Origin of the sequence: Pseudomonas sp. PARCl1 (assembly GCF_947311875.1) — a bacterium.
In the GTDB taxonomy this organism is placed as follows: domain Bacteria; phylum Pseudomonadota; class Gammaproteobacteria; order Pseudomonadales; family Pseudomonadaceae; genus Aquipseudomonas; species Aquipseudomonas juntendi.
Genome location: NZ_CAMZMX010000078.1, coordinates 1 through 9,956, shown reverse-complemented (window position 1 = coordinate 9,956; position 9,956 = coordinate 1). Strand labels below are relative to the sequence as shown.

Here is a 9,956-nt window from a genome sequence, read left to right as displayed (position 1 = left end):
ATTGGCCCGAAACAAACGTAGGAGCGAGCGCAGCTCGCGATGCGCCGCGCGGGCGGCGCTCGATCTCACAGGCACTGCATATATTGTGGCGACCACCTGTCAGCCCTGATGCAATCCCTGTGGGGCTTGCCGGCGATTGGGCCATTGAGCGCTATTTATTCGGCAGCAGGCCTACGCTTCTTCAGCGGCGCCAGGCCATCGGCGCTGGCCAGTGGCGCGTTGGCCTTCGGCTTGGCGGTAGGCTTGCGCTTGGCGGCCGCCTTCTTGTCGCCGGTTTTTTTCTCGATCTTTTTCTTCTTGCTCCCGGCCGCCTTGCCCGAGGCCTTGACCTTCTTCGGCCCGGTGTAGGTGCCCTTCACTTCCTTGATGACGCGGCGCTCGAACTGCTGCTTGAGGTAGCGCTCGATGCTGGACATCAGGTTCCAGTCATTGTGGGTGATAAGCGAGATTGCCAACCCTTCACCACCGGCACGCCCGGTACGGCCCACGCGGTGCACGTACTCGTCGCCGCTGCGCGGCATGTCGAAGTTGATCACCAGATCGAGACCGTCGATGTCCAGGCCACGGGCCGCCACGTCGGTGGCCACCAGCACCTTGGAGCTGCCCTGCTTGAAACGTTCGATGGCCAGCTTGCGGTCCTTCTGATCCTTCTCGCCGTGCAGTACGAAGGCCTTCACATCCTTGGCCACCAGGTGGCCGTAGATACGGTCGGCCAGGGCGCGGGTATTGGTGAAGATGATTGCCTTGTCGAAGGTTTCATTGGCCAGCAGCCACTGCACGATCTGCTCTTTGTGCTGATCGTGGTCGGCCGTGATGATCTGCTGGCGAGTGCCTTCGGCCAACTGCGATACACTGTTGAGCATCAGGTGCTCCGGGTCTTTCAGCACCTTGCCGATGATGTCGCGCAGGGCCGCACCGCCGGTGGTGGCCGAGAACAGCAGGGTCTGCTCACGGTTCTCGCACTCCTTGCACAGGCGCTCCATGTCTTCGGCGAAGCCCATGTCGAGCATGCGGTCGGCTTCGTCGAGGATCAGCACCTGCACGTGGGACAGGTCGAGGTTGCCGGCGTTGAGTTGCTCGAGCAAACGGCCCGGGGTGCCGATCAGCACGTCCGGCACCTTGCGCAGCATGGCGGCCTGTTCCTTGAAGTCTTCACCGCCGGTGACCAGGCCCGCCTTGATGTAGGTGAACTGCGAGAACAGCTGCACCTGCTTCAGGGTTTGCTGAGCCAGTTCGCGGGTAGGCAGCAGGATCAGCGAACGGATTTCGACGCGCCCGCCTTTCAGGTCGACCAGGCGGTTGAGCAGCGGCAGCACGAAAGCTGCCGTCTTGCCGCTACCGGTCTGCGCGGTCACGCGCAGGTCACGCCCTTGCAGGGCCAAGGGGATGGCCGCGGCCTGCACCGGGGTTGGCTCGACAAATTTAAGCTCGGCCACGGCTTTAAGCAGGCGTTCATGCAGGGCGAATTGGGAGAACACGGAGGTAACCTCAGGCAAGTGCGGGAAATTCAGTTGCATAGGGTAACGTTTTCTGCCGCCTTAGCCGAATTTCTTTTGGCAACTTTGTCGCCATCCGCGCTCTAATGGCACCTCGTTTCGCAACAAGACTGTATGCAAGCCCATGGATATCCAACAAATCTGGCGTGATTCCCTCGACCTGTGGGGCACCCTCGACCAACACCCCATGCTGCACGCGGCCATCGGCCTGGCGGTACTACTGCTCATCTCCCTGGTCATCGGCCGCCTGGCACGCTTTCTGATGCTGCACGGCGCGCGCCTGCTGGCACGCCAGCCGGCACTCAAGTGGCTGGACGACCTGCGTCACAACAAGGTCTTCCACCGCCTGGCGCAGACCACCCCGTCACTGGTGGTGCAGTTTGGCCTGAAACTGGTACCGGAGCTGTCCGATACCGCCCAGCACTTCCTGGGCAACGTCGCCCTGGCGTTCACCCTGCTGTTCATGACCATGGCGCTGTCGTGCCTGCTGGATGCCCTGCTCGACATCTATGCGCGCACCGAACACGCCCGCACCCGCTCGATCAAGGGTTATGTGCAGCTGGCCAAGATGATGCTGTGGATCTTCGCCTCGATCGTCATCGTCGCCACCCTGATCGACCGCTCGCCCCTGCTGCTGCTGTCGGGCCTGGGCGCCATGTCGGCGGTGCTGCTGTTGGTCTACAAGGACACCCTGCTGTCGTTCGTCGCCAGCGTGCAGTTGACCAGCAACGACATGCTGCATGTCGGTGACTGGATCGAAATGCCCCAGGTTGGCGCCGATGGCGACGTGGTGGACATTACCCTGCATACGGTGAAGGTGCAGAACTTCGACAAGACCATTGTCTCCGTGCCCACCTGGCGCCTGATGAGCGAGTCGTTCCGCAACTACCGCGGCATGCAGCAATCCGGCGGCCGGCGGATCAAGCGCAGCCTGTTCATCGACGCCGCAGGTGTGCGCTTCCTCACCCGCGAGGAGGAACAGCGCCTGTCCCAGGTCAGCCTGCTGGGCGACTACCTGGCCGGCAAACGCCAGGAGCTGCAAAGCTGGAACGAAGCGCTGGGCCCTGTGGCCGAACTGTCGGCAAACCGGCGCAAGCTGACCAATATCGGCACCTTCCGCGCGTTTGCCCTGGCCTATCTGAAAAACCACCCCAATGTGCACCCGAACATGACCTGCATGGTGCGGCAGATGCAGACCACCGCCGAGGGCGTGCCGCTGGAAATCTACTGCTTTACCACCACCACGGTGTGGGCGGACTACGAGCGCATCCAGGGGGATATCTTCGATTACCTGCTGGCGGTGTTGCCGGAGTTTGGCTTGAGCCTGTATCAGCAGCCGAGTGGCAACGACATGCGCGTGGGGTTGAGCACACGGGTGGCGCAAGAGCCTGTGCCGCGTCGGCTGGAAGAGATGAGCGAGGCTTGAGATTGCGGGGGCTGCTGCGCAGCCCATCGCGACACAAGGCCGCTCCTACAAGGGCGCGCAGCCATGCAAGCCGGCGCAATAGCCCGTTCCGCCTACGGCCTCAGAAGTCCACCTTGCCCCGCCCCGCCTTGACCGTACTGTGCCTGGCCTTCCCTTCGAGCCGGCGGGTCTTCGAGCCGAGGGTGGGCTTGGTGGGGCGGCGTTTCTTCTCGGTCTTGCCGGCAGCGATGATCAACTCGGCAAGGCGTGCCAAGGCATCCGCGCGGTTCTGCTCCTGGGTACGGAACTGCTGGGCCTTGATGATCAATACGCCATCGCCGGTGATGCGGCTGTCCCGTAGCGCCAGCAGCCGTTCCTTGTAGAACGCGGGCAGCGATGAGGCGCGTATGTCGAAGCGCAGGTGCACCGCGCTGGACACTTTGTTGACGTTCTGCCCACCCGCGCCTTGGGCACGGATGTAGCTCAGCTCGATGTCCGTATCCGGCAGTTGCACACCGTTGGAGAGGGTCAGCATGTCAGGCCTTGCCAGCCAGCGGCGCTCGCCCACGGCCACCCAGGCGGCTCAGCCATACCGAAGCGATGATGATCGCACCGCCAATGAACAGCCGCCCCAGTGGCTCGTGCTGGTTCCAGATCAGCAGGTTGAGCAGCAGCCCCACAGGCACATGCAGGTTGTTCATCACCGCCAGGGTAGCGCCGGATACCAGGCACGCACCCTTGTTCCACCAGTACAGGCCCAGCGCCGTCGGGCACAACCCGAGGAACAGCAACACCAGCCATTGCACGTCGGTACTCGGCAGGTGCTGGGCATTGCCGAACAGCAGGAAGGCCGGCAGCACCACCAAGAGGGCGCCGAGGTAGAAGTAGCCAAAACGGGTGTAGTGCGGCAGGTCGCTGGGGTTGCGTGCGACCAGGTGGCGGTACAGCACCTGGCCGGCGGCGTAGGTGAAGTTGGCCAACTGCAGCAACAGGAAACCGGTGAAGAACTCACCGCTGATGCTGTCGAAGCGGATCACCGCCGCGCCAGCCACGGCCACCAGAGCGGCCAGCAATGCCCACGGGTTGAAACGCCGGTTCATGGCGTCTTCGATCAGGGTGACATGCAATGGCGTGAGGATGGTGAACAGCAGTACTTCCGGCACCGTGAGCACGCGAAAGCTCAGGTACAGGCAGACGTAGGTGATGCCGTACTGCAACGCACCGATCAGCAGCATCGAGCGCATGAAGCGCGGCTCGACCTGGCGCCAGCGGGTCAGCGGCAGGAACACCAGGCCGGCCAGCAGCACCCGCGCGAGCACGGCGAAGTAGCTGTCGACGTGCCCGGCCAGGTACTCGCCGATCAGGCTGAAGGAAAACGCCTGGATCAGCGCGACGATTATCAGGTAGCCCATGGTTGTCTCTCGTGAATCAAGGCGGCGACCTTAGCGGGTTGCAGGCTTTGTGATCAACCATGAGGAATGTGGGGGCTGTGCCCGCCTGTTCGCGGGCAAGCCCGCGAACAGGCCGGCACAGCCATCCACAAAACACCAGGCATAAAAAAGCCCGGCCACCAAGGCCGGGCAGGTACACCCAAAGGAGCAAAAACAGGTGTCAGGGTTGGGAATTCGATAACGTTCAGGCCACCGCCGCCAGTTTGGCCTTGGCCTGGTTGAGGCCCTTTTCGTGGAACTCGCCGCTCATGTTCAGGCCCTCGGCATGGATGAAGTCGACATCGTGAATACCGATGAAGGCCATCACCTGCCGCAGATACGGTTCCTGGTGGTCGCTGCTGGCACCGGCATGGATGCCGCCACGGGCGGTCAGGACAATGGCGCGCTTGCCGGTCAGCAGGCCTTGCGGGCCAGTCGGGGTGTACTTGAAGGTGATGCCGGCACGCAGCACATGGTCCAGCCAGGCCTTCAGGGTACTGGGGATGGTGAAGTTGTACATGGGGGCAGCCATTACCAGCACATCGGCCGCCAGCAATTCGTCGGTCAGTTCGTTGGAGCGGGCCAGGGCCTCCAGCTCGGCAACGCTGCGCTGCGCTTCGGGCTTCATCCAGCCGCCCAGCAGGTTGGCATCCAGGTGCGGCACCGGGTTCAGCGCCAGGTCGCGCAGCGTGATCTGATCGGCCGGGTGGGCAGCTTGCCAGTGCGCAATGAAGTCCTGGGTCAGCTGGCGGGAAACGGAATCCTGCTGGCGGGCGCTGCTTTCGATGATCAGTACGTGGGCCATGGGCGGTGCCTCCATCGGCAAAAAGGTTGCGATTCGATGGAGGTAAGATTAAGGCTTGACCTATCGATAAAAAAGCGTAAAAAGTGGGTTCAACCTATCGATTAATCAGTTTATTCCGCACTGCATTGCACGGTGATGCGCAGCTTGATGATCTGCCGGTTGAATTTGGCCGTGACGTCGGCGCTTTTCCCGGCCGCTACGTTCACCCGGCGCACTCGTGGCGCCTCCGGGCCATTACGGAAGGTCACCTTGCAGGCCGCCGCGACCTGCCCATAGTTGTTCAGGGTAATGGCGCCGATGTCGTAGGCGGTGTCGTAGGCGGTGTAGTCGAGCTTGACCCCGTCCAGGTGCTTGTCCACATCGATGGGATAAGCCATGGCCCCGAGGGGCAGGCACATCAATATTGCCGCACAACATTTCTTCATGGCCGCTCTCCTTGCAAAGAGCGCAGCTTAGGACAACAGGAGCGAAAGATGAAAGCGCCGCGCGTAACCCTTGACCAGTGGCGGACCCTGCAAGCAGTGGTCGACCATGGCGGGTTTGCCCAGGCCGCGGAGGCCCTGCACCGCTCGCAATCTTCGGTCAGCTACACCGTGGCCCGCATGCAGGAACAACTGGGCGTGCCCTTGTTGCGCATCGACGGCCGCAAGGCGGTGCTGACCGAAGCCGGCAGTGTGCTGCTGCGCCGCTCGCGCCACCTGGTCAAGCAGGCCAGCCAGCTCGAGGACCTGGCCCACCACATGGAGCAGGGCTGGGAGGCCGAAGTACGCCTGGTGGTCGACGCCGCCTACCCCAGCGCCCGGCTGGTCCGCGCGCTGGCCGCCTTCATGCCGCAAAGCCGTGGCTGCCGCGTGCGCCTGCGTGAAGAAGTGCTGTCGGGCGTGGAAGAAGTGATGCACGAAGGCATCGCCGACCTGGCCATCAGCAGCTACAGCATCGGCGGCTACCTGGGCGCCGAGCTGAGTGCCGTGGAGTTCGTTGCCGTTGCCCACCCCGAACACAGCTTGCACCGCCTGGGCCGTGAACTGACCTTCCAGGACCTGGAAAGCCAGCTGCAAGTGGTGATCCGCGACTCTGGCCGGGCCCAGCCACGCGACGTTGGCTGGCTGGGTGCCGAACAGCGCTGGACCGTCGGTAGCCTGGGCACCGCCGCCACCTTCGTCAGCAGCGGCCTGGGCTTTGCCTGGCTGCCCCGGCACATGATCGAGCGCGAGCTGCGCGAAGGCGTACTCAAGCCATTGCCACTGGACCAGGGTGGCAGCCGCCACCCACTGTTCTACCTTTATTCAAGCAAGGAAAAGACCTTGGGCCCGGCCACGCAGATTCTCATCGATTTGCTGCGCAACTTCGACACTGCGCCGCTGGACGTGCCCTTCGCAGCCCCCCCACAAGCTTGAAAGGACCGCGCCCATGGCCTACTTCGAACACGAAGGATGCACGCTGCATTATCAGGAATATGGCCAAGGCCAACCCCTGGTGTTGTTGCATGGGCTGGGCTCCAGCAGCCAGGACTGGGAGCTTCAGGTGCCCGTGCTCAGCCAGCACTACCGGGTGATCCTCATGGACATCCGTGGCCACGGCCGCTCCGACAAGCCACAGGACGGCTACCACATTGCAACCTTCAGTGCCGACCTGCTGGCCCTGCTCGAACACCTGCACACCGGGCCGGTGCACTTCGTGGGCCTGTCGATGGGCGGCATGGTCGGCTTCCAGTTTGCCGTCGACCACCCTCAGTGGCTGCGCAGCCTGTGCATCGTCAACAGTGCCCCCGAGGTCAAGCGCCGCAGCCGCAGTGACTGGTTGTGGTGGTTCAAGCGCTGGGGCCTGGCACGCGTCCTGAGTGTCGAAACCGTGGGCAAAGGCCTGGCCGAACGGCTGTTCCCCAAACCCGAGCAGGCCGCGCTGCGGCAGAAAATGGCCCAGCGCTGGGCGCGCAACGACAAGCGCGCCTACCTCAAAAGCTTCGATGCCATCGTCGACTGGGGCGTGCAGGAACGCATCGGCCAGATCCAGTGTCCTACCCTGGTGATTGCCGCCGACCACGATTACACCCCGATACAACTGAAACAACGCTATGTCGCCCTGATCCCCAACGCCAGGCTGGTCGTCGTCGACGATTCCCGGCACGCTACACCCCTCGATCAACCCGAGGTCTTCAACCAGACCCTGCTGCAGTTCCTCGCAGCCGCTTCCACCCCTCAAGGATCTTTGAGCCCATGCTGAAAAAACTCCTGCTCACCGCCTGCTCACTCGCCTTCGCCACCAGCGTCATGGCCTCCGACAAGACCCCGCACGTGCTGCTGGACACCAGCTTCGGCCAGGTCGAAATCGAGCTGAACGCCGAGAAGGCACCGGTCAGCACGAAGAACTTCCTGCAGTACGTCGACAGCGGCTTCTACAACAACACCATTTTCCACCGGGTAATCCCCGGCTTCATGGTCCAGGGTGGCGGCTTTACCGAGCAGATGGTGCAGAAAGACACCAAGGACCCGATCAAGAACGAAGCCAGCAATGGCTTGCAGAACACCCGCGGCACCCTGTCGATGGCACGCACCTCCAACCCCAACTCGGCTACCAGCCAGTTCTTCATCAATGTCGCCGACAACGATTTCCTCAACCCGGGCCGCGATGCCGGTTACGCCGTGTTCGGCAAGGTAACCAAAGGCATGGAGGTGGTCGACCAGATCGTCAACTCGCCCACTACCGTGAAGAAAGGCATGCGCGATGTGCCGGCTGACCCGGTGTTCATCAAGTCGGCCAAACGTATCGACTGACCGCAGGCTGCACAGGGACGTGCAACCGCCTGAAGGCAGGCTGGAACAGGAGTGTCGCTACCCATGCTGTACCGTCGTTTCGAGCAACTGATCGACATCTTCCGCGAAGCACCCACCGAGTCGCCGCCGAGCACCGTGTGGGCGTTCTACCTGTATTACCTGCGCCAGGTCTGGCCCAGCTTCCTGGCGCTGCTGGTGGTCGGCCTGTTCGCCTCGCTGATCGAGGTAGCGATGTTCAGCTACCTCAGCCGCATCATCGACCTGGCCCAGGGCACACCCAACGTCAATTTCTTCAGTGAGCACAAGGGCGAGCTGGCCTGGATGCTGGTCGTGATCCTGCTGCTGCGGCCGCTGTTCTTCGGCCTGCACGACCTGCTGGTGCACCAGACCATCAACCCCGGCATGACCAGCCTGATCCGCTGGCAAAACCACAGCTACGTGCTCAAGCAGAGCCTGAACTTCTTCCAGAGCGACTTTGCCGGGCGCATTGCCCAACGCATCATGCAAACCGGCAACTCGCTGCGTGATTCCGCCGTGCAGGCGGTGGACGCGCTGTGGCATGTGCTGATCTACGCGGTTACCTCGCTGGTGCTGTTCGCCGAGGCCGACTGGCGCCTGATGCTGCCACTGCTGCTGTGGATCGTCGGCTACATCGGCGCGCTGTGCTACTTCGTACCCCGGGTGAAAGAGCGCTCGGTGATCTCATCCGACGCCCGCTCCAAACTGATGGGGCGTATCGTGGACGGCTATACCAACATCGCCACGTTGAAGCTGTTCGCCCACACCGATCACGAGCAGCAGTACGCGCGCGAAGCGATCCGCGAACAGACCGAGAAAACCCAACTGGCCTCGCGGGTGGTTACCAGCATGGACGTGGTCATCACCACCCTCAACGGCCTGCTGGTGGTCAGCACCACCGGCCTGGCGCTGTGGCTGTGGAGCCAATCGCTGATCACCGTCGGCGCCATTGCCCTGGCCACGGGCCTGGTGATCCGCATCGTCAACATGTCCGGCTGGATCATGTGGGTGGTCAACGGCATCTTCGAAAACATCGGCATGGTCCAGGATGGCCTGCAGACCATCGCCCAGCCTGTCACCGTCACCGACCGGCCCAACGCCCCGGCCCTGAAAGTCAGCCGTGGCGCGGTGCGTTTCGACAATGTCGACTTTCATTACGGCAACGCCTGCAACGTGATCGAAGGCCTGAACCTGGACATCCGCCCCGGCGAGAAAATCGGCTTGATCGGCCCTTCCGGGGCTGGCAAGTCGACCCTGGTCAACCTGCTGCTACGGCTGTACGACGTGCAGGGCGGGCGCATCCTGATCGACGGCCAGGACATTGCCGAAGTCAGCCAGGCCAGCCTGCGCGCGCAGATCGGCATGATCACCCAGGACACCTCGTTGCTGCACCGTTCTATCCGTGACAACCTGCTGTACGGCCGCCCCGGCGCCAGCGAAGCCGAACTTCAGGAAGCCGTGCACCGGGCCCGCGCCGACGAGTTCATCCCACAGCTCTCGGATGCCCAGGGCCGCAGCGGTTTCGATGCCCATGTGGGCGAACGCGGAGTCAAGTTGTCGGGCGGCCAGCGCCAGCGTATCGCGATTGCCCGGGTACTGCTGAAGAATGCGCCGATCCTGATCATGGACGAAGCCACGTCGGCGCTGGACTCAGAGGTCGAGGCAGCAATCCAGGAAAGCCTGGAGACGCTGATGCAGGGCAAGACGGTGATCGCCATTGCCCACCGGCTTTCCACCATTGCCCGGATGGACCGGCTGGTGGTGCTGGACAAAGGCCGCATTGTCGAGCTTGGCAGCCACAGTGAACTGCTGCAACAGCAGGGGCTGTATGCCCGGTTGTGGCACCACCAGACCGGGGGGTTTGTCGGGGTTGACTGATGCCTGTAATGGCCCTATCGCCGGCAAGCCGAAGGGATCGCATGGGGCTGACAGGTGTTTGCCACAAGTTATGCAGCGCCTGTGAGATCGAGCGCCGCCCGCGCGGCGCATCGCGAGCTGCGCTCGCTCCTACGTTTGTTTCGGGCCAAT

Annotated in this window: 10 protein-coding genes; 5 read left to right on the top strand and 5 right to left on the bottom strand. The window is 62.9% G+C overall.

The genetic code is table 11. The features are described 5' to 3' along the window. Positions 1-155 precede the first annotated feature (155 nt). Entirely contained in the window at positions 156-1,517 is a 1,362-nt protein-coding gene (locus QME24_RS24120) for a DEAD/DEAH box helicase (RefSeq protein ID WP_064314717.1), read from the bottom strand. Between the two features lie 103 nt (positions 1,518-1,620). Between QME24_RS24120 and QME24_RS24115 the strand changes: the two genes are divergently transcribed. Then, on the top strand, positions 1,621-2,922 hold the full coding sequence (locus QME24_RS24115) for a mechanosensitive ion channel family protein (protein ID WP_054905581.1): 1,302 nt from the start codon (positions 1,621-1,623) through the stop codon (positions 2,920-2,922). Positions 2,923-3,022: 100 nt separating this feature from the next. Here QME24_RS24115 and arfB read toward each other — a convergent pair whose 3' ends face one another. From arfB to QME24_RS24095, 4 genes are all read right to left on the bottom strand, one after another. Next, entirely contained in the window at positions 3,023-3,436 is a 414-nt protein-coding gene (gene arfB / locus QME24_RS24110; protein WP_281691080.1) for an alternative ribosome rescue aminoacyl-tRNA hydrolase ArfB, read from the bottom strand. A 1-nt stretch (position 3,437) separates the two neighbouring features. Then, on the bottom strand, positions 3,438-4,313 hold the full coding sequence (locus tag QME24_RS24105) for a carboxylate/amino acid/amine transporter (RefSeq protein WP_064314548.1): 876 nt from the start codon (positions 4,311-4,313) through the stop codon (positions 3,438-3,440). A gap of 223 nt (positions 4,314-4,536) precedes the next feature. Then, on the bottom strand, positions 4,537-5,136 hold the full coding sequence (locus QME24_RS24100) for an FMN-dependent NADH-azoreductase (protein WP_009683098.1): 600 nt from the start codon (positions 5,134-5,136) through the stop codon (positions 4,537-4,539). A gap of 110 nt (positions 5,137-5,246) precedes the next feature. Next, complete coding sequence (locus QME24_RS24095; RefSeq protein WP_054906267.1) at positions 5,247-5,561, bottom strand: hypothetical protein; 315 nt, start codon at positions 5,559-5,561, stop codon at positions 5,247-5,249. 48 nt (positions 5,562-5,609) lie between these two features. Between QME24_RS24095 and QME24_RS24090 the strand changes: the two genes are divergently transcribed. The 4 genes from QME24_RS24090 (at position 5,610) to QME24_RS24075 (ending at position 9,806) form a co-directional block, all read left to right on the top strand. Then, on the top strand, positions 5,610-6,533 hold the full coding sequence (locus tag QME24_RS24090) for a LysR family transcriptional regulator (protein ID WP_009683100.1): 924 nt from the start codon (positions 5,610-5,612) through the stop codon (positions 6,531-6,533). 13 nt (positions 6,534-6,546) lie between these two features. After that, a complete protein-coding gene (locus QME24_RS24085; RefSeq protein WP_182336640.1) occupies positions 6,547-7,359 on the top strand; it encodes an alpha/beta hydrolase in 813 nt (270 codons plus the stop codon). Next, the gene (locus QME24_RS24080; RefSeq protein ID WP_009683102.1) at positions 7,353-7,910 is read left to right on the top strand and encodes a peptidylprolyl isomerase A; all 558 of its coding nucleotides are present in this window, start codon (positions 7,353-7,355) and stop codon (positions 7,908-7,910) included. Before QME24_RS24085 ends, QME24_RS24080 begins: the two co-directional genes overlap by 7 nt. 63 nt (positions 7,911-7,973) lie before the next feature. Beyond that, positions 7,974-9,806, top strand: coding sequence for an ABC transporter ATP-binding protein (locus QME24_RS24075; protein ID WP_281691079.1), 1,833 nt, complete (start codon positions 7,974-7,976; stop codon positions 9,804-9,806). The last annotated feature ends 150 nt before the right edge of the window (positions 9,807-9,956 follow it).